Annotated in this window: 17 protein-coding genes; 4 read left to right on the top strand and 13 right to left on the bottom strand. The window is 68.1% G+C overall.

The window, feature by feature from the left end; genetic code table 11:
• Window positions 1–177: 177 nt before the first annotated feature.
• From BSE24067_RS18645 to BSE24067_RS18630, 4 genes are read right to left on the bottom strand one after another with little or no spacing between them, the layout of a single operon-like run.
• Window positions 178–1419: a multifunctional CCA addition/repair protein gene (locus BSE24067_RS18645; RefSeq protein ID WP_151067101.1), complete on the bottom strand. Its 1242-nt coding sequence runs from the start codon at window positions 1417–1419 to the stop codon at window positions 178–180.
• The gene (locus tag BSE24067_RS18640; protein WP_151067100.1) at window positions 1416–2063 is read right to left on the bottom strand and encodes a glutathione S-transferase family protein; all 648 of its coding nucleotides are present in this window, start codon (window positions 2061–2063) and stop codon (window positions 1416–1418) included. The genes BSE24067_RS18645 and BSE24067_RS18640 overlap by 4 nt, the downstream gene beginning before the upstream one ends.
• Before the next feature lie 53 nt (window positions 2064–2116).
• On the bottom strand, window positions 2117–3076 hold the full coding sequence (locus tag BSE24067_RS18635) for a complex I NDUFA9 subunit family protein (protein WP_151067099.1): 960 nt from the start codon (window positions 3074–3076) through the stop codon (window positions 2117–2119).
• Window positions 3077–3133: 57 nt separating this feature from the next.
• Window positions 3134–5086 carry a lytic transglycosylase domain-containing protein gene (locus BSE24067_RS18630; RefSeq protein WP_151067098.1) on the bottom strand — a complete coding sequence of 651 codons (1953 nt, stop codon included), beginning with the start codon at window positions 5084–5086 and terminating at the stop codon, window positions 3134–3136.
• A gap of 8 nt (window positions 5087–5094) precedes the next feature.
• Between BSE24067_RS18630 and BSE24067_RS18625 the strand changes: the two genes are divergently transcribed.
• Entirely contained in the window at window positions 5095–5703 is a 609-nt protein-coding gene (locus tag BSE24067_RS18625) for a 5-formyltetrahydrofolate cyclo-ligase (RefSeq protein ID WP_151067097.1), read from the top strand.
• 71 nt (window positions 5704–5774) lie between these two features.
• On the opposite strand, the gene BSE24067_RS18620 is transcribed toward BSE24067_RS18625, so the two are convergent.
• Entirely contained in the window at window positions 5775–6287 is a 513-nt protein-coding gene (locus BSE24067_RS18620) for a winged helix DNA-binding protein (protein WP_151067096.1), read from the bottom strand.
• Window positions 6288–6435: 148 nt separating this feature from the next.
• On the opposite strand from BSE24067_RS18620, the gene pxpB reads away from it, so the two are divergent.
• The 3 genes from pxpB to pxpA all read left to right on the top strand — a co-directional run bounded on the left by pxpB (window position 6436) and on the right by pxpA (window position 8982).
• A complete protein-coding gene (pxpB, locus tag BSE24067_RS18615; protein ID WP_151067095.1) occupies window positions 6436–7092 on the top strand; it encodes a 5-oxoprolinase subunit PxpB in 657 nt (218 codons plus the stop codon).
• Complete coding sequence (locus tag BSE24067_RS18610) at window positions 7089–8156, top strand: 5-oxoprolinase subunit C family protein (protein WP_174904822.1); 1068 nt, start codon at window positions 7089–7091, stop codon at window positions 8154–8156. Before pxpB ends, BSE24067_RS18610 begins: the two co-directional genes overlap by 4 nt.
• Before the next feature lie 61 nt (window positions 8157–8217).
• Window positions 8218–8982, top strand: coding sequence for a 5-oxoprolinase subunit PxpA (gene pxpA, locus BSE24067_RS18605; protein ID WP_151067180.1), 765 nt, complete (start codon window positions 8218–8220; stop codon window positions 8980–8982).
• Window positions 8983–9580: 598 nt separating this feature from the next.
• Here the strand turns inward: pxpA and BSE24067_RS18600 are convergent.
• The 8 genes from BSE24067_RS18600 to BSE24067_RS18565 form a co-directional block, all read right to left on the bottom strand.
• Window positions 9581–10726: a TraB/GumN family protein gene (locus BSE24067_RS18600; RefSeq protein WP_151067179.1), complete on the bottom strand. Its 1146-nt coding sequence runs from the start codon at window positions 10724–10726 to the stop codon at window positions 9581–9583.
• On the bottom strand, window positions 10719–11735 hold the full coding sequence (locus tag BSE24067_RS18595; RefSeq protein WP_151067178.1) for a peptide ABC transporter ATP-binding protein: 1017 nt from the start codon (window positions 11733–11735) through the stop codon (window positions 10719–10721). The genes BSE24067_RS18600 and BSE24067_RS18595 overlap by 8 nt, the downstream gene beginning before the upstream one ends.
• The gene (locus BSE24067_RS18590) at window positions 11732–12730 is read right to left on the bottom strand and encodes an ABC transporter ATP-binding protein (RefSeq protein ID WP_151067177.1); all 999 of its coding nucleotides are present in this window, start codon (window positions 12728–12730) and stop codon (window positions 11732–11734) included. Before BSE24067_RS18590 ends, BSE24067_RS18595 begins: the two co-directional genes overlap by 4 nt.
• A 2-nt stretch (window positions 12731–12732) precedes the next feature.
• On the bottom strand, window positions 12733–13650 hold the full coding sequence (locus tag BSE24067_RS18585; protein ID WP_059448479.1) for an ABC transporter permease subunit: 918 nt from the start codon (window positions 13648–13650) through the stop codon (window positions 12733–12735).
• 4 nt (window positions 13651–13654) lie between these two features.
• The gene (locus BSE24067_RS18580) at window positions 13655–14665 is read right to left on the bottom strand and encodes an ABC transporter permease subunit (RefSeq protein ID WP_151067176.1); all 1011 of its coding nucleotides are present in this window, start codon (window positions 14663–14665) and stop codon (window positions 13655–13657) included.
• A 118-nt stretch (window positions 14666–14783) separates the two neighbouring features.
• Entirely contained in the window at window positions 14784–16412 is a 1629-nt protein-coding gene (locus BSE24067_RS18575; protein WP_151067175.1) for an ABC transporter substrate-binding protein, read from the bottom strand.
• A 332-nt stretch (window positions 16413–16744) separates the two neighbouring features.
• A complete protein-coding gene (locus BSE24067_RS18570) occupies window positions 16745–18052 on the bottom strand; it encodes an MFS transporter (protein WP_151067174.1) in 1308 nt (435 codons plus the stop codon).
• 190 nt (window positions 18053–18242) lie between these two features.
• The gene (locus BSE24067_RS18565) at window positions 18243–18554 is read right to left on the bottom strand and encodes a high-potential iron-sulfur protein (RefSeq protein ID WP_151067173.1); all 312 of its coding nucleotides are present in this window, start codon (window positions 18552–18554) and stop codon (window positions 18243–18245) included.
• Window positions 18555–18608: the final 54 nt, after the last annotated feature.

The following is an 18608-nucleotide window of genomic DNA, read 5'->3' as shown; positions in this document are numbered from 1 at the left end:
GTTCGCGCGGCGGCCGAGCCGGCTGCAGGGAAGCCTCGCGCGGCCGCCGGCAAGCGTGCGGCTGCGGGCTCGCCGGCCCGCCGCGCCACCGCCCGAACGAAGGAATGACGGCGACGCGCCGCGCGGCCCGGTTCATCCGCGCGCTGCGCGGTCCGGGTTGCATACCCCTCCGCCCGCCTACTCCGCGATCGCGAGCGCCTGCTTGACGGCCTCGACCCGCGCGCGATGCACGGCGTCCTTGATCTGCATCGCGTCATTGCCGACGCCGCGCGCGATCGCGCCCGCATCGACGCTGCGCGCGGCGACCAGCGCCACGCGCAACCGCTCGGCCTGCGGATACGGCTGCGTGTCGAGCCCGAGCCGGCCGCGCGCGTCCGACTCGCACGCCTGCAGCATCTCCGCGAAGCGCGCGGGCTTGCGCAGCGCGTCGCTGCGCTCGAAGAACCGCACCAGCGCGGCCGCGCCCATCTCCATCACGCGATGCAGATTGCCGTGCTCGCGCGCGACCACCAGCGCGAGATCGCGGCATTCGTTCGGCACGCGCAGCCGCTCGCACAACGGCTTGATCAGGTCGACGCTGCGGCCTTCGTGACCGACGTGGCGCGGCAGCACGTCGGCAGGCGTCGTCGCCTTGCCGAGATCGTGCGTGAGCGCCGCGAAGCGCACCGGCAGCGAGTAACCCTGCTTCGCCGCATAGTCGACGACCATCATCACGTGCACGCCGGTGTCGACTTCCGGATGGTAGTCGGCGCGCTGCGGCACGCCCCACAACGCGTCGACCTCGGGCAGGATGCGCGCGAGCGCGCCGCACGCGCGCAGCACCGCGAACATCCGCGACGGCTTCGCTTCCATCAGCCCGCGCGCGATCTCCTGCCATACGCGCTCGGGCACCAGCGCGTCCGCTTCGCCGGCTTCGACCATGCGCCGCATCAGCGCGAGCGTGTCGTCGGCGACCGTGAAATCCGCGAAGCGCGCGGCAAAGCGCGCGATCCGCAGGATCCGCACCGGATCCTCGACGAACGCGTCGCCGACGTGCCGGAACACGCGCGCACGCAGGTCGGTCTGGCCGTCGAACGGATCGATGACGGGCCCGATCAGCTCGCCTTCCGGCGTCACTTCGCGCGCCATCGCATTGATCGTCAGGTCGCGCCGCGCGAGATCCTCCTCGAGCGTCACGTCCGGCGCGTAATAGAACTGGAAGCCGTGATAGCCGGCCGCCGTCTTGCGCTCCGTGCGCGCGAGCGCGTACTCCTCCTGCGTGTCCGGATGCAGGAATACCGGGAAGTCCTTGCCGACCGGCCGGAAGCCCTGCGCGACCATCTGCTCGGGCGTCGCGCCGACCACCACGTAGTCGCGGTCCTGCACCGGCACGCCGAGCAATTCGTCGCGGATCGCTCCGCCTACTGCGTAGATATTCATGGCTGAGGTTCGTATTCGGCGATCACGTTGGTTTCGCGGCGCGCGGCGTCGATCCAGCGCTGCACGGCCGGCAGCGCGGTCACGCGCGCGGCATACCCGGCCGCCTCAGGCGACAGCGCCGGCGCATACGTGTTGAAGCGCATCACGACCGGCGCATACATCGCATCGGCAATGCCGAATTCGCCGAACAGGAACGGCCCGCCCGACGCCTCGATGCACGCGCTCCACAGCGCGTCGATGCGCGCGACGTCGGCGAGCGACTCCGGCGTCGCGCCGCGGCCCGGCATCGACGCGCGTATGTTCATCCCCATCTCCGTGCGCAGCGCGGCGAAGCCGCCATGCATCTCGGCCGAGATGCAGCGCGCATGCGCACGCGCGAGCGGATCGGCCGGCCACATCGGGAACTGCGGATAGCGCTCGGCGAGCGTCTCGGCGATCGCGAGCGAATCCCAGATCGCGATGCCGTGATCGTCGACGAGGCACGGCACCTTGCCGCTCGGCGAATACTCGCGAATGCGCGCGGCCGTGTCGTCGCGGCGCAGCTCGATCGCGATCTCGTCGAACGGGATGCCGAAATGCGCGAGCAGCAGCCACGGCCGCATCGACCACGACGAGTAGTTCTTGTCTCCAATGACGAGTTTCATGGCGGGGTTCCGGTAAACGCGAAAGTGAAAATCGGAATGCGGCCGCGCGGCGCCTAGCGGCGCGAGCGGAGCCAGTCGAAGCGCGAGCGCTGCGCGGCGTGGCCGAGATACGCGGGCGCGATACTCTCGAGACTCGCGGGCGAGATCCCGAGTTCCGGCGCGAGCGGCCCGGACAGCACGTTCGGCACCGACATCGACGCGAGGTTGTCGCGCGTGATCACCGGCTCGCCGGGCAGCCATTCGAACACGCGCGCCTGCAGCCGCGCCAGCGCGTCGGGCAGCCGCACGATGCGTGCCTGTCGGCCGACCACCGTGCCGCAGTAGCGCACCAGCTGCTCGAGCGTGTAGACGGTCGGGCCGCCGAGTTCATAGGTCTTGCCGTGCGCGCCGGCGAGATCGAGCGTGTTGACGAACGCGCGCACGACGTCGCCGACGAACACCGGCTGGAAGCGCGCGTCGGGCATCGCCAGCGGCAGCACCGGCAGCGCGCGCTGCAGGTTCGCGAACGTGTTCAGGAATGCGTCGCCGGGGCCGAACACGACCGACGGGCGGAAGATCGTCAGCGCGAGCGAATCGGTCGCCGCAACCGCGTGCAGCGCGGCTTCGCCGTCGCCCTTCGAGCGCTGGTACATGCTCGCGCCGTTCGAATCCGCGCCAAGCGCGCTCATGTGCAGCACGCGCCGCACGCCGACCTCGACGCACGCCGCGGCCAGCGCGGCCGGCAGCGCGACGTGCGCGCGCTCGAAGCCGGGCCCGTACGGCGTGCCGTGACCGCCGTGCAGCACGCCGACGAGATTGACGGCCGCATGCGCGCCGGCGACGAACCGCGCGAGCGTGCGCGCATCGAGCGCGCCGAGCTCGACGATATCGACCGGCAGCATCTGCAGGTGGCGCGCATGCTCGCGCCGCCGCGTGCCGATCCGCACGTGCTTGCCGGCGTCGATCAGCGCGTTGACGAGCCGGCTGCCGATGAAGCCGGTGCCGCCCAGCAGCGCGACGGTCTGGCGGTCCATGTTCGGGTCCTCAAAAGAACACTGCCGCGTCTCGCGCGGCAGTGTGAAGATTGCGGATCAGGGCGAGATCATGCCTAGACGTTTCTTCAACGACTGCGGCTTGCCCTCGAAGAGCGCCGCGTAATAGACGGTGTTCGACAGCACGTTCTTCACGTAGTCGCGCGTCTCGTTGAACGGAATCGTCTCCGCGAAGATCGCGCCTTCGACCGGCTGCGTCAACACCTGGCGCCACTGGCGCGGCCGGCCCGGGCCTGCGTTGTAACCGGCGGTCGCCAGCACCGGCGAGCTGTCGAAGTTGTTGTAGATGTCCGCCAGATACCAGGTGCCGAGCTGGATGTTGGTGTTGATGTCGTGCATTTGCGCGCGCGTGATCGTGCCCATCCCGAGCTTCTTCGCGACGAGTTGCGCGGTGGCCGGCATCAGCTGCATCAGCCCGCCCGCGCCGACCGACGAACGCGCGTTCGTGATGAAGCGCGATTCCTGGCGGATCAGCCCGTACGCCCATTCGATGTCGAGGCCCGTCGACTGCGCGTAGCGCTCGACGATGTCGCGGTACGGCGACGGATAGCGCAGCGTGAAATCGTGCTCGGCCTTCGTGCGGTCGGCCGTGTTGACCGTGCGGTCGAGCAGGTCGACGCGCTTGCCGTATTCGGCGGCCGCGAGCAACTGGCGATCGGTCATCCCGCGCAGCGGCCAGTTCCATTCGCGGTTGCCTTCGAGGCGCAGATTCAGCCCGTAGAAGCGTTGCGCGAGCGCGAAGCCCGGAATCCTGCTCATCGCGTCGATCTCGGCGTCGCTCACCTTCGTGCGCGGCGGGATCGACGTGCGCTGGCCGAGCTCCTCGCCGGCGAGCTGCCCGTAGAAGTTGTACTGCCCGGCGACCTGCTCGAATTCCTGGTTCGCCTGCAGCGTGTCGCCGCTCTGCTTGAGCGCGCGCGCATGCCAGTAGATCCACGCCGGATCGTCGCGCAGCGACGGCGGCATCTGCTCGATCGACCAGCGCACCATCGGCCAGTTGCCGGCGAGCAGCGCGGCGCGCGTGCGCCATTCGTAGCCCGGATTCGACAGCGGCGCGTTCGCGGATTTCGCGTACCAGACGGACGCGAGCGGCGAGCGCTTGATCGCGCCCTGGTAACCGATCGCGCCCCACGCGATCGCCTGCTCCTGCTTCGTCAGCGAGCCGGCGATCGACGTGAGCATTCCCGCCGCCGCATCCGGATCGTTGCGCGCCATCCGGCCGAGCGCGATCAGCGCGAGCTGGTGCGATGCCGCGTCGGAGCCGATGCCGCGCGCGAGGTACAGCGGCGGCGCGCTCGTCGCCTGGTCGAAAGCAGCGGGGCGCGGGCCGAGCGCGTCGACGATCTTGCCGCCGAGCGTCGTGTAGTTCTGCTCGTACGCGAGGCGCGCCTGCTGCCACACGTCGTCGCTCGTGAACTGCTGGTTCACCGCGAGCGCGGTAATCAGATCGACACAGGCATCGCCGTAGTATTTCGGCTCGACGAGCAGCGCGCGCGCTGCATCGGCGACGTTCTCGCCGCGCGCCGCGCGCGATTCGAGCGCGTAGCACTTGACCTGCGTGTCGTCATCGAGCACGAAACGCTTGTACTGATCGTCGAAGCTGCGCCAGTCGTGGCGCGCGCCGAGCACGAGCAGGTAGTCGTTGCGCATGCGATCGGCGATCGCCTGCCCGTCGTAGCGCTGCAGGAACGACTGCACGGGCGCGTCGGGCGCGTCGACGCGCGCGCGGCCCGTCGAATCGAACAGCTGCGGCTTGATCTGGAAATACTCGACGTAGGACGGCACCGGATAGTTCGGGATCATCGACGCGAGCTGCGCGGCCTTCGCGGCGTCGTTGCGGCGTGCGGCTTCGCGGAGCTGCACGAAGATCTGGTCGTCCCCGGCGAGCGTGTCGTCGTTCGGCGCGGCGCACGCTGCCGTGCCCGCGACGAGCGCGGCGGCCGAAAGCGTGAGCGCGACCGCGCGATATACTCGGAAAAGGCTGTTCGACATCGTATTGAATGGAGCACGAATTGAGCGAAAGCATAGCATGCAACCCTGTGCCGAACCCGAAGGTTGCACTGCGCAAAACGCTGTCCGGCGCGCGTCGCGACGCCGCGTCGCAGCCCGCCGCGAACGCCGCGCTCGACGCGCGGCTGCGCGCGTTGCTCGAACGGCTCGCACCCGCCACGGTGGGCTTCTACTGGCCGCTGCCGGGCGAATTCGACGCACGCGATGCGGTGCTCGCGTGGGCGGCGGCAGGCCCCGGCCGGCGCGCCGCGCTACCGGTGATCGGCGAGAAGCACACGCCGCTCGCGTTCCATGCGTGGGATGCCGATACGCCGATGCGCGAAGGCCATCACCGGATCCCGGAGCCGGCATCGGGCGTCGTCGTCGTGCCCGATCTGTTGCTGATTCCGTGCGTGGGATTCGACCGGCAGCGCTACCGGCTCGGCTACGGCGGCGGCTACTACGACCGCACGCTCGCGGTCTGGCCGGGCGACACGCTGCCGGTGACGGTCGGCATCGCGTATGAAGCGTGCCGTGTGGACGCGTTGCCGGCCGAAGCGCACGATCTCGCGATGAGCTGGGTCGTGACCGACGGCGCGCTGTATCCGTCGGCCGGATGACGCGGCGCGCGACGCCGCGCGAGCGGCATGCCGCGCGTCATCGCGTTTTCCGCCGCTGCGTCCGCAATCGTTTACAGCGAAGCCGCCGCGCGCGCGGCCGTGTCGTAGAGGCCCGATGCGTGGCGCAGCAATTGCGCCGCGTCGCCGATCTGCTCGTTGGTGAGGCCGCTGTCCTTCAGCGTCTCGATCAGGCAATGCTCGCGCACGTCCCGATACTTCAGACACAACTCGCGGCCCGCGTCGGTTGCGAAGAAGAACACTTCCTTGCCGCTCTTCTCGCTTTTCACGTAGCCGCGCGCGATCAGTTTTTTCAGCGCATAGGTCGCGACGTGCGTATCCTCGATATTGAGCACGAAGCAGATGTCGGCGAGCTTCTTCTTGCGTTCGCGATGGCTCACGTGATGCAGCAGCGACACCTCGACCGCCGTCATGTCCTTCGCGCCCGCAGCCGACATGCAGCGCACCATCCATCGGTTGAATGCGTTGCCGGCCATGATGAGCCCGTATTCGAGTTCCGACAGCTCCGCGCTCGAATCGGAAACGAGGTGTTCGGATGACACGATCTTGGTCGGAGGACGCTTCATGGAAAGGCAGCGCAAGCAGGATGTCAGGGTGTGCCGAGTGTACGACAGAAGCCCCGGCACACGAGCTAGGCAAAAACGCTTATTGGGAAGTTGTCGATATTTTATTGACAATGTGCGCTAACATTGCCGTCCGAACCGTGCCAGCCCGATGACGCAACCCCGCATTTATCCGCTCGGCGATGCCGCCCTCGTCTGCGAGGTACCGCCGCCCGCCACGCTCGATTGCCAGCGCCGCGTCTGGGCCGTCGCCGAAGCCGCGCGCGCGTGGCCCGGCGTGATCGACGTCGTGCCGGGCATGAACAATCTGACGATCGTGTTCGACGCGCTCGCCGCGACGGCCGACTCGCTCACGCCGGCGCTGCGCGACGCGTGGGAAACCGCCGGCGTCGAACACGCGGACGGCCGCGAGATCGAGATCCCGGTCGAATACGGCGGCGCAGCCGGCCCCGACCTCGCGGCGGTCGCCGCGCACACGCGACTGTCGGCCGATGAAGTCGTCGCGCGCCACGCGGCCGGCGAATACGTCGTGTTCTTCGTCGGCTTCCAGCCGGGCTTCGCGTATCTCGGCGGCCTCGATGCGTCGCTGCACACGCCGCGGCGCGCGGCGCCGCGGCTCGAGGTGCCGGCCGGCTCGGTCGGCATCGGCGGCGCGCAGACGGGCATCTATCCGGCCACGTCGCCCGGCGGCTGGCAGCTGATCGGCCGCACGTCGCACGTGCTGTTCGACCCGGCGCGCGCGCAGCCGGCGCTGCTGCTGCCCGGCGACCGCGTGCGCTTCACCATTGCCGGAGTCGACGCGACATGACCCAGCACACCGCACCAGGCACGATCGAAGTCGTCCGCGCCGGCCCGCTGTCGACCGTGCAGGATCTCGGCCGCCGCGGCATGCGCCATCTCGGCGTCGCGCAGGGCGGTGCGCTCGACGGACTCGCGCTCGAAGTCGGCAACCGCCTCGTCGGCAACCGCCCCGACGCGGCCGCCGTCGAAATCACGATCGGGCCGGCCGCGTTCCGCTTCACGCGCGCGACGCGCATCGCGATCACCGGCACCGAATTCGGCGCGACGCTCGACGGCAAGCCCGTGTACTCGTGGTGGAGCCTGCCGGTCGACGCCGGGCAGACGCTCGTGCTGCCGGCCGCGAAGCGCGGGATGCGCGGCTACCTGTGCATCGCGGGCGGCATCGACGTGCTGCCGATGCTCGGCTCGCGCAGCACCGATCTCGCGTCGCGCTTCGGCGGGCTCGGCGGCCGCGCGCTGCGCGACGGCGACCGGCTCCCGGTCGGCGCGCCGCCGGCCGGCGCCGGCTGCCTCGCGGCGGACGCGCCCGAATTCGGCGTGAAAGCGCCCGCATGGTGCGCGTTCGTGCGCGTCGACGAGCCGCCGCGCCGCCACCGGCCTGCGCATGCGCCGTGGGCGATGCCCGTGCGCGTGCTGCCGGGCCCCGACTACGCGTCGTTCGCGTCCGATTCGCAGCACGCGTTCTGGGATGAGGAATGGCTCGTCACCGCGAACAGCAACCGGATGGGCTACCGGCTCGCCGGCGCCGAGCTCGTGCGCGAGCGGCCTGTCGAGCTGCTGTCGCATGCGGTGCTGCCCGGCACGATCCAGGTGCCGCCGAACGGCCAGCCGATCGTGCTGATGCACGACGCGCAGACCACCGGCGGCTACCCGAAGATCGGCACGGTGATCCGCGCGGATCTGTGGAAACTCGCGCAGGCGCGGCTCAACCTGCCGATCCGCTTCGTGCGCACGACGCTCGACGCCGCGCGTGCCGCGTTGACCGCGGAACGCGCGTATCTGCGGCAGATCGACGTCGCGATCGAGATGCGCGAGGAAACCCGCCGCCGCACGCAATCCCGCGCAGCGTGACGATGGCGGAAGCAGGACGAAGGACGAAGGACGCGCCACGCGATCAGTGGACGAGGACATCATGGAAATCGATCTGAACGCCGATCTCGGCGAAGGATGCGGATCGGACGAGGCGCTGCTCGACCTCGTCACGTCGGCGAACATCGCATGCGGCTGGCATGCGGGCGGCGCCAATGCGATGCGCGACTGCGTGCGCTGGGCCGTGCAGAAGGGCGTGTCGATCGGCGCGCATCCGAGCTTTCACGATCCGGAGAATTTCGGCCGCAAGGAAATGCAGCTGCCGGCCGGCGACATCTACGCGGGCGTGCTGTACCAGCTCGGCGCGCTGTCGGCGATCGCGCAGGCGGAGGGCGGGCGCATCGCGCACGTGAAGCCGCACGGCGCGCTGTACAACCAGGCCGCGCGCGACCCGATGATCGCCGACGCGGTCGTATCGGCGATTCACGACTTCGATCCGTCGCTCGCGGTGTTCGGGCTCGCGAACAGCGTGTTCGTCGCGGCCGCGCGCCATGCGGGGCTCGCCGCGGTGGAGGAAGTGTTCGCCGATCGCGGCTACCGCGCGGACGGCTCGCTCGTACCGCGCAGCCAGCCCGGCGCGCTGATCGACGATGAAGACGCAGTGCTCGCGCGCACGCTCGACATGGTGCGCGACCGGCAGGTGCGCGCGGTGAGCGGCGAATGGGTGCCGCTCAACGCGCAGACGGTCTGCCTGCACGGCGACGGCCCGCATGCGCTCGCGTTCGCGAAGCGGATCCGCGCGGCGCTGGAATCGGCGGGGATCGACGTCGTCGCGCCCGGTGCGCTGCAGGCCGGCGAGGACGCGTAACGAGTCGCAACGAGTCGCAACGGGTCGCACGCAGGGCTCGCCAGCCGCGCCGCGTCCGGCCTCGATCACAATCCGCCGCTCCAAAAGAAAAAAGCGCCGTCGTGGCGCTTTTCTGTTGGCACGATCGCCGCGGACTTCGCCGTCTGTCGATTCGCCACCCCGAAACCGTCCTTCGACGGTGACCGGAAAGATGCTCCGGATTAAAAAACGTCCGCCGCCGCCCGATTACTGCTTTTCCCCGGTCGGACGACGGAACGCCGCTTATGCCGCAAGTCTGCCGCATGCATTTGTTGTGCCGACGATGTTTGGCCCCGCCGTGCATGCAGACACTCCGCGGCCGGCACGATGATTCGTGCCGGCTACGCTAACCCCGCGCTTTGTTTTCTGCTACCCCGTAGAACTTATCTATTCTTTTCATTTTTTCAACTTGTGGGATGAAGAATAGAGATTGGCAGAACGGGATGTCAATGGTTTTAAACGCTATTTCCTGATGATTCAAGGGTTTTCCTGATCGGCCCGCGCGGTCGCGCACGCATGCCGCGGCGCGTATGCATCGCCGATCAAACGGGGCAGGATCGATGGATGCGGCCCGGAGCGATCAGCTCGCGTCGACCCGGTATCCTTGCTGGCGCAACAATTCGAGCACGCCGCGCTGGCCGCCCAGATGCAGCGCGCCGATCGCGACGAATACCGGCCGGTTCGGCGCGGCGATTGCCGTCATTCGTGCAACGAAGCGCTGGTTGCGCTCGTACAGGATCTTGTTGTCGATCGACGCCGACAGCGCCTTCGAACGGGCCAGCCGCTCGCTCTTCGCGACCGCCCACGCGGCGATCGCATCGGCGTCGCCAATTTGCCACAGCCGGTGCAGCGCCTTGATGTCGTCGGCGTTCTGCGCGGGCGTCTGCACCATGTCCTGCGCGAGCATCTCGCGCTGCTCGGCGAGCGTGAGCCCGGTGAACGCGCGCATCTGCTCGGCGAGCGTCTCGAGTCCGATCACTCGGCCGCCCTTCTTCTTCAGGAACACGTTCTGCAGCTGCGCCTCGGTGCCGAACTCGGTCTGCAGCCCCGCCGACAGCGAATCGTAGGTCTCGACGACCAGCGCCGCGAGCCACGGCCGCATCCGGCGGATCTCCGTCAGCGCGGCCGGATTGCCGCGCAGCCGCGCGGCGAGCCGCTGCCACAGCGGCTCCGGCAACAGGCGCTGCAGGCACGGGTAGCGGCACACGCCGTACTTCGACACGTCGTCCTGCGATTCGAGCAGATCGTCCGGCGACAACTCGAGCGCGAGCGTCGGCGACGCGGCGAGCGCCGCGAGGATCGGCGCCCGGAACGGCTGGGCCGGCGGATAGTCGGACGGGTCGCCCGTATGCAGCGTGCCGAGCACGTACAGCGTGACTCTGCCTCTCGTCGCGACATAGAACGGCATGCGCGCGGGCTGCACGCGCACCGTGCCGCGCGCGACCGTGCCGTTCGACCCGGACGGCGCGTGAAAGCCCGGCAGGCTCATGCCGGGCGGCGGGACCTGCGACGGATGGATCGGCGTGCTCGCCGGCGCGCGCCCTTCGGCACGTGCGGCGTCGACGGGGACCAGCACGCTCGCGGCTGCGCACGCGCCGGCCAGCGCCGCGCCCGTGACCGTGCGCACGCTCCAGCGCCGTGCATTGCGGCACGCGCGCACCACGTGCGCACGGCCAACCTCCGAACGGCGCACGCGAGGCGCGCGCGCCGCCAAACCATCAGGCATTCGCCTCCCCCACCTCCTCGGCGCGATGGCAGGCCACGCGGCGTCCGTCGACGTCGCGCAGCTGCGGTTCCTCGACGCGGCAGCGCTCGACCGCGTACGGGCAGCGCTGGTGAAACGCGCAGCCCGACGGCGGATTGAGCGGCGACGGCAGCTCGCCCTGCAGCTTGATCTGCACGCGGCGATCTTCCTCGAAGATCGCCGGTGTCGCCGACATCAGCGCGCGCGTGTACGGATGGCGCGGCCGCGCGTAGATCGTCGCCTTGTCGCCGAGCTCGGCGACGCTGCCGAAATACATCACCATCACGTCGTCCGCGACGTGCTCGACCACCGCCAGGTTGTGCGAGATGAACACGTAGCTCGTCTTGAACTGCTCCTGCAGATCCATGAACAGGTTCAGGATCTGCGCCTGGATCGACACGTCGAGCGCGGACACCGGCTCGTCGGCGACGACGATCCGCGGATCGAGGATCATCGCGCGCGCGATCGCGACGCGCTGGCGCTGGCCGCCGGAGAACATGTGCGGATAGCGCTTCGCGTGCTCGGGCCGCAGGCCGACCGTGCGCATGATCTGCGCGATGCGCGCGGCGCGCTCGGCGGCGGTCAGGCTCGCGTTGATCTCGAGCGGCTCGGACAGCGTCTGCTCGACGGTCTTGCGCGGGTTCAGCGACGCGAACGGGTTCTGGAACACCATCTGCACGCGGCGGCGCAGGTCGGCGACCGTCTCGCGGTTCGCGCCGGCGACGTCCTTGCCGTCGATCGTCAGATGGCCCGACGTCGGCGTCTCGATCATCGTGAGCTGGCGCGCGAGCGTCGACTTCCCGCAGCCCGACTCGCCGACGACGGCGAGCGTCTTGCCGCGCTTCAGCGTGAACGACACGCCGTTCAGCGCCTTGACCGTGCCCTGCCCGAACATCCCGCGCTTGACCGTGTAGTGCTTCGCGAGCTGGTCGGCGACCAGCACCGCTTCCTCGTCGTGCGGCATGGCACGCGTTTCGTGGACTGCATTCATCGTGCGCCTCCCGTCAGGTCGAGGTTGGAAAGATTGAGCGGCTTGATGCAGCGCGCGCGCATCGCATCGTTGCCGGCCGCGAGCGTGTCGAGCGCCGGACGCGCCTTGCGGCAATCGTCGACGACGTACTTGCAGCGCGGCGCGAACAGGCATCCGGACGGGCGATCATCGCGGCCCGGCACCATGCCCGGCAATGCGGCAAGGCGCCGCGCACCCTTATTGTGCTCGGGAATCGCCGCGAGCAGCGCTTCGGTGTACGGATGATGCGGCGCACGGAAGATGTCCGGCACGCGATTGGTCTCGATGACCTCGCCCGCGTACATCACCGCGACGCGCTGCGCGACCTCCGACACCACGGCCAGGTCGTGCGAGATCAGCACGAGCGCCATCCCGCGCTCCTTCTGCAGCTTCACGAGCAGATCCATGATCTGCGCCTGGATCGTCACGTCGAGCGCGGTGGTCGGCTCGTCGGCGATCAGCAGCTTCGGATTGCACGCGACCGCCATCGCGATCATCACGCGCTGGTTCATCCCGCCCGACATCTGGTGGGGGAAGGCCGTGATGCGGTTCTTCGCATCAGGAATGCCGACCTGGTCGAGCAGCTCGAGCGCACGCCGGTGCAGCGCGTCGCCGCGCAGGCCTTCGTGCAGCTTCAGCACTTCCTTGATCTGGTAGCCGACCGTGTAGCTCGGGTTCAGGCTCGTCAGCGCATCCTGGAACACCATCGCGATGTCCTTGCCGACGATCCTGCGGCGCGCCTTCGGCGATGCCTTCAGGAGGTCCACGCCGTTGAACGTGACCTCGTCGGCCGTCACCTTGCCCGGCGCGTCGATCAGGCCCATCAGCGCCATCATCGTCACGCTCTTGCCCGAGCCCGATTCGCCGACGACGCCCACCACCTCGCCCGGCGCGATCGACAGGTTGATCCGGTCGACCGCGGGCAGGCCGTTGAAGTTCACCGCGAGATTGCGGATGGTCAGTAGATTTTGGCTCATGGTTACGCCATCCGCTTCAGTTTGGGATCCAGCGCGTCGCGCAGCCCGTCGCCGAGCAGGTTGATCGCGAGCACCGAAATCAGGATCGACAGGCCCGGCATCGTCACGATCCACCACGCGTTGTCGATGTAGTCGCGTGCGGACGCGAGCATCGCGCCCCACTCGGCGGTCGGCGGCTGCACGCCGAGGCCGAGGAAGCCGAGCGCGGCCGCGTCGAGGATCGCCGACGAGAAGCCGAGCGTCGCCTGCACGATCAAGGGCGCCGTGCAGTTCGGCAGCACCTGCGAGAACATCAGCCGCAGCGTGCCGGCGCCGGCCACGCGCGACGCCGTCACGTACTCCTTCTGCAGCTCGCCGAGCGCCGACGCGCGCGTGAGACGCACGTAGGCCGGCAGCGCGACGATCGCGATCGCGAACATCGTGTTGGTGAGGCCCGGGCCGATGATCGCGACGACCGCGACCGCGAGCAGCAGCGACGGCAGCGCGAGCAGCACGTCCATGATGCGCATCACCGGCGTGTCGGCCCACTTCTGGAAGAACGCGGCGACGAGCCCGAGCACGATGCCGGGGATCAGCGCGAGCACGACCGATACGAAGCCGATCCAGAACGACATCCGCGCGCCGAACATAAGCCGCGAAAGGATGTCGCGGCCCGCTTCGTCGGTGCCGAGGATGAATTGCCAGTTGCCGCCGGCGAGCCACGCGGGCGGAATCTTCACGTAGTCGCGGTATTGCTCGACCGGGCTGTGCGGCGCGATCAGCGGCGCGAGGATCGCGACCAGGATCAGCAGCAGCACGACGATGCCGGCGCCGACGGCGCCGCGGTTGCGCGAGAAGTTGGCCCAGAACTCGCGCAGCGCGAGCGCACGGCCGCCGGCCGGCGCGGATTCGCTCGGCAGGGTGTTTTGCAGATTGCTCATGGAATTACCTCGTGTGGCGGATGCGCGGATTCAGCACGCCGTACAGCAGGTCGACGACCAGGTTCACGACGATCACGAGCGTCGCGATCAGCAGGATGCCGCCCTGGACGACCGGATAGTCGCGGCGGCCGATCGCATCGATCAGCCACTTGCCGACGCCGGGCCACGAAAAGAGCGTCTCGGTCAGCACGGCGCCGGCAAGCAGCGTGCCGATCTGCAGGCCGATCACGGTGACCACCGGGATCAGCGCGTTGCGCAGCGCATGCACGACCACCACGCGCGCGGGCGACAGCCCCTTCGCGCGGGCGGTGCGGATGTAGTCCTCGCGCAGCACTTCGAGCATCGACGAGCGCGTCATCCGCGCGATCACCGCGAGCGGGATCGTGCCGAGCACGATCGCTGGCAGGATCAGGTGGCTGACGGCCGACTTGAACGAGCCTTCGTCCGGCGCGAGCAGCGCGTCGATCAGCATGAAGCCCGTCGGATGCGGAAAGTCGTATTCGACGGCGATGCGGCCCGACACGGGCGTCCAGCCGAGATACGACGAAAACACCATGATCAGGATCAGCCCCCACCAGAAGATCGGCATCGAATAGCCGGTGAGCGCGGTGCCCATCACGCCGTGATCGATGACCGACCCGCGCCGCAGCGCGGCGATCACGCCGGCCGGCAGCCCGACCACGAGCGCGAACACGAGCGCGCACAGCGACAGCTCGACGGTCGCCGGGAAGCGCGCGAAGAATTCGCCCGCGACGCTGGTGTTGGTGATGATGGACATGCCGAGGTCGCCATGCAGCGCCCGGCCGATGTAGTGCAGATACTGCAGCGGCAGCGGCTGGTCGAGCCCGAGCCGTTTCATTGCCTCCGCATGCATCGCGGGATCGACGCCGCGCTCGCCCATCATCACTTCGATGGGGTCGCCCGGTATCAGGTGAATCAGCGCAAACGCCAGGATGGTGATGCCGATGAAGGTCGGAATCACCATGCCCACGCGGCGCAACACGAATGTGAACATGATGCGTCTCGTATTTTCTCGTGGGAAATGTGCGACCGGCGACGAGGAGCTCGTGGCCCCTCGTCGCCGGATGATTTCAAGCCGGTTTTCTCAATGACGACAGCTTACGCCAGCCCGGTTACTTCACGCCAACACCGTCGAAGCGGGCATAGCCGAGCGGTTCGATCCGCATGTCGACCACGTTGTTGCGTACCGGCTGGTAGACCGTCGAGTTCGCGATCGGCGAGAACGGCAGCTGTTGCGCGAAGATCTGCTGAGCCTGCGTGTAGATCTTCGTGCGCGCGTCCTGGCCCGTCGTCGTGCGGCCCTTCTGGACCAGGTCGTCGAACGGCTTGTAGCACCAGTGCGAGAAGTTGTTGCCCTTGATCGCCTCGCAGCCGAGCAGCGTGCCGAGCCAGTTGTCCGGGTCGCCGTTGTCGCCCGTCCAGCCGATCAGCATCGTGTCCTGCTCGCCGCCGTGCGCACGCTTGATGTACTCGCCCCATTCGTACGTGACGATCTTCGCCTTCACGCCGATCTTCGCCCAGTCGGCCTGGATCATCTCGGCCATCAGGCGGGCGTTCGGGTTGTATGCGCGCTGCACCGGCATCGCCCACAGCGTGATCTCGAACCCGTTCGGGTAGCCGGCCTTCGCGAGCAGTGCCTTCGCCTTCGCGGTGTCGTACGCGGCCATCTTCAGGTTCTTGTCGTACGACCATTGGGTCGGCGGCATCGGCGCGCTGGCAGCCTGGCCCGCGCCCTGGTAGACGGATTCGAGGATCGCCTTCTTGTTGATCGCCATGTCGAGCGCCTGACGCACTTCGAGCTTGTCGACCGGCTTGTGCTCGACGTTGTACGCGAGGTAGCCGAGGTTGAAGCCCGGCTGCGACGGCATGTCGATGTTCGAATCGGCCTTCAGCGTCGCGATGTCGGCCGGACGCGGATAGCTCATCACCTGGCATTCGTTGCGCTTGATTTTCTGCACGCGCACGCCCGGGTCCGGCGTGATCGAGAAGATCAGCTTCGAGATCTTCACCGCGCCCTTCTTCCAGTAATCAGGATTCCCGTCGAAACGGATCGTCGCGTCCTTCGTGTAGCTGCGGAAGATGAACGGGCCCGTGCCGACCGGCTTCTGGTTGATGTCGGCGGCCTTGCCGGCCTTCATCAGCTGGTCGCCGTATTCGGCCGACAGGATCGACGCGAATTCCATCGCCATGTTCTGGATGAACGGCGCGTTCGGCTCGGACAGCGTGAACTTCACGGTGTACGGATCGACCTTCTCGATCTTCGTGATCAGCTTGTCGAGGCCCATGTCGGTGAAGTACGGGAACGACACCGGGTACGCCTTGCGGAACGCATTGTTCGGATCGAGCATGCGCTCGAACGAGAACACGACGTCGTCCGCGTTGAATTCGCGCGTCGGCTTGAAGAAGTCGGTCGTGTGGAACTTCACGCCATGGCGCAGGTGGAACGTGTACACCTTGCCGTCGGACGACACGTCCCACTTCTCGGCGAGGCCCGGCTCGACCTTCGTGCCGCCGCGCTCGAATTCGACGAGGCGGTTGTAGACGGTGAACGTGGCGGCGGTGAAATCGACGCCGGTCGTGAATTGCGCGGAATCGAAACCCGCCGGGCTGCCTTCTGAGCAGTAGACGAGCGTTTTGTTCGGGATCTGTGCGAATGCAGAGCCCGCGACGCCGAGCGATGCCGCTGCCACGCCTGCAATGGCGGTAACACGCAGGGTGTGCAACAGACGGTTGTATTCCATGTTTCCTCCAGGTCTCCAGATCGGAACCGGTCCCGCAGGGGGGAGCCGGGGTACGCGGATATTACTTGAGCTAGCGATTCTGCAACAAGCTGGAGAAAAAACTCTTCTACACGCATTCACGCGGTTTTTTGCCGACGTGTTGCGCATGCGAAAGGCGCCGCCGCGCGCGGAAGCGGCCATTTCGTTCATCCGGCGCGTGTTTCCTTCGACAACTAAACAATTCCCGCGCGCACGCGAACGCGCGTCACGCGGGTTTCCCGCACGTTTTCCGGAGGTGAGCGAGCATCGTTACGCTGTCGGAAACGATGCATTGCATGCAATGCCGCGCGCCGTCAGGCCGGCGCGTCGAGGTCCGCGCTGCGTGCCGGCACGAACGCGACCGCGACGATCGACAGCGCGAGCCCGGCCATCACGTAATAGGTCGGCGCGAGCGGCGTGCCCGTCACCTTGATCAGCCACGTGACGATGAACTGCCCGAAGCCGCCGAACAGCATCACCGCGACGTTGTACGCGATCGACAGCCCGGTCGAGCGCACGTTCGCCGGGAACAGCTCGGCGATCATCGCGCCGAACGGCCCGTAATAGCCGGCGAGCGTTACCGACAGGATCGCCTGCACCGCGATCAGCCGCCCGATGCTCGGCGCCGCGTCGAGCCACGCGAACAGCGGATACATCAGCGCGAGCGTCAGCACGAGCGACCACAGCGACAGCCCCTTGCGGCCGATGCGGTCCGACCACGCGCCGGCCACCGGCGACAGCACCATCAGCAGCAGGTTGCCGGCGATCACCGCGTAGAACGACTCCGCATACGGCAGCTTCAGCTGCTTCACCGCGAAGGTCGGCAGATAGCTGATCAGCACGTAGATGGTCACCGTCAGCGCGATCACCGAGCCGAGCCCGCACAGCACCTCGCGCGGATGGCGCGTGAACACTTCGCCGAGCGTCGCGCGGCGGCCGCTTTGCTGCGCATGCAGGAATGCTTCGGAATCCGCGAGATGACGGCGGATATAGAAGCCGATCGGGCCGATCACGAGCCCGAGGATGAACGGCACGCGCCAGCCCCAGCTGCGCAGCGCGTCATGCGACAGCCCGCGCGTGACGGCCGCGCCCACCAGCGCGCCGATCAGCAGCGCGCCCGCCTGGCTCGCCATCTGCCAGCTGCCGTAGAAGCCGCGTTTCGAGAACGGCGCGGCCTCGATCAGCAGCGCGGTCGCGCTGCCGAATTCGCCGCCGGCCGAGAACCCCTGCAGCAGCCGGCCGAGCACGATCAGCAGCGGACCGCCGATGCCGATCGCCGCGTACGGCGGCGCGATCGCGAGCAGGAAGATGCCGGCCGTCATCAGCAGGATCACGAGCGACAGCGCGGCCTTGCGGCCCGCGCGGTCCGCATACAGGCCGAACACGATGCCGCCGATCGGGCGCATGAAGAACGCGACGCCGAACGTCGCGGTGGTGAGCAGCAGCGACGAGTATTCGCTGGAGGTCGGGAAGAACAGTTCGGCGATCACGACCGTCATGAAGCCGAACACCGTGAAGTCGTACCACTCGAGCGCGTTGCCGATCACGGCGGCCACGACCGCGCGCCGGTTCAGCGCACGCTCGGGCCGGACCGTTTTCGTTGAATTCGCAATCGTCGCCATGCGTGCCTCGTCCTCGTGAATTCGCCGTGTCGGGCGGTGCGGCGCGCGGGTGGCCGTGGCGCGCTGGTGTGCAGCGAGTGTAGAAAGCGACGGAACCGATTTCAAGCATAAAAAAAGCCCGCCATCATCCGACGGCGGGCGTTGTGCGGTTTTCGCCACATTGCGGCATCGCACGATGCCGCCACGGGCATCAGCCCATCTTCGAGAATGCGCTGCACCAGCCTTTCGCCGACACCTGCTTGCCGGGGAACGCGCCGCACGGGCCCGAAGCCGAGCCCTTCTTGCCCTGGTACAGCATGCAGGCCGCGCAATCCTGGCCCGCTGCGTATTTCGGATACTTCGTCTTGTCGACCTTCGTGGCGTCGGCCTTGTAGCCGAGCGCCGCCGCGGTCGGATCGGTTTCCGACAGCATCGGCGCATCGGCCAGCGCTTCGCGCGACAGCGCCAGCGCGGACACCGCGCCAATGCTCGTGATCAGGAAACTCCGACGGGTTGTTTTCATGGGGGACTCGCTCCAACGTTATCGGTTTGAAAGCCGTTCTGGCGACGGCCGTTC

This window comes from Burkholderia latens, assembly GCF_902499045.1.
Taxonomy (GTDB): Bacteria; Pseudomonadota; Gammaproteobacteria; order Burkholderiales; family Burkholderiaceae; genus Burkholderia; species Burkholderia latens.
The sequence above is the reverse complement of the archived record's forward strand: the minus strand, read 5'-3'. Positions and strand labels throughout refer to the sequence as shown.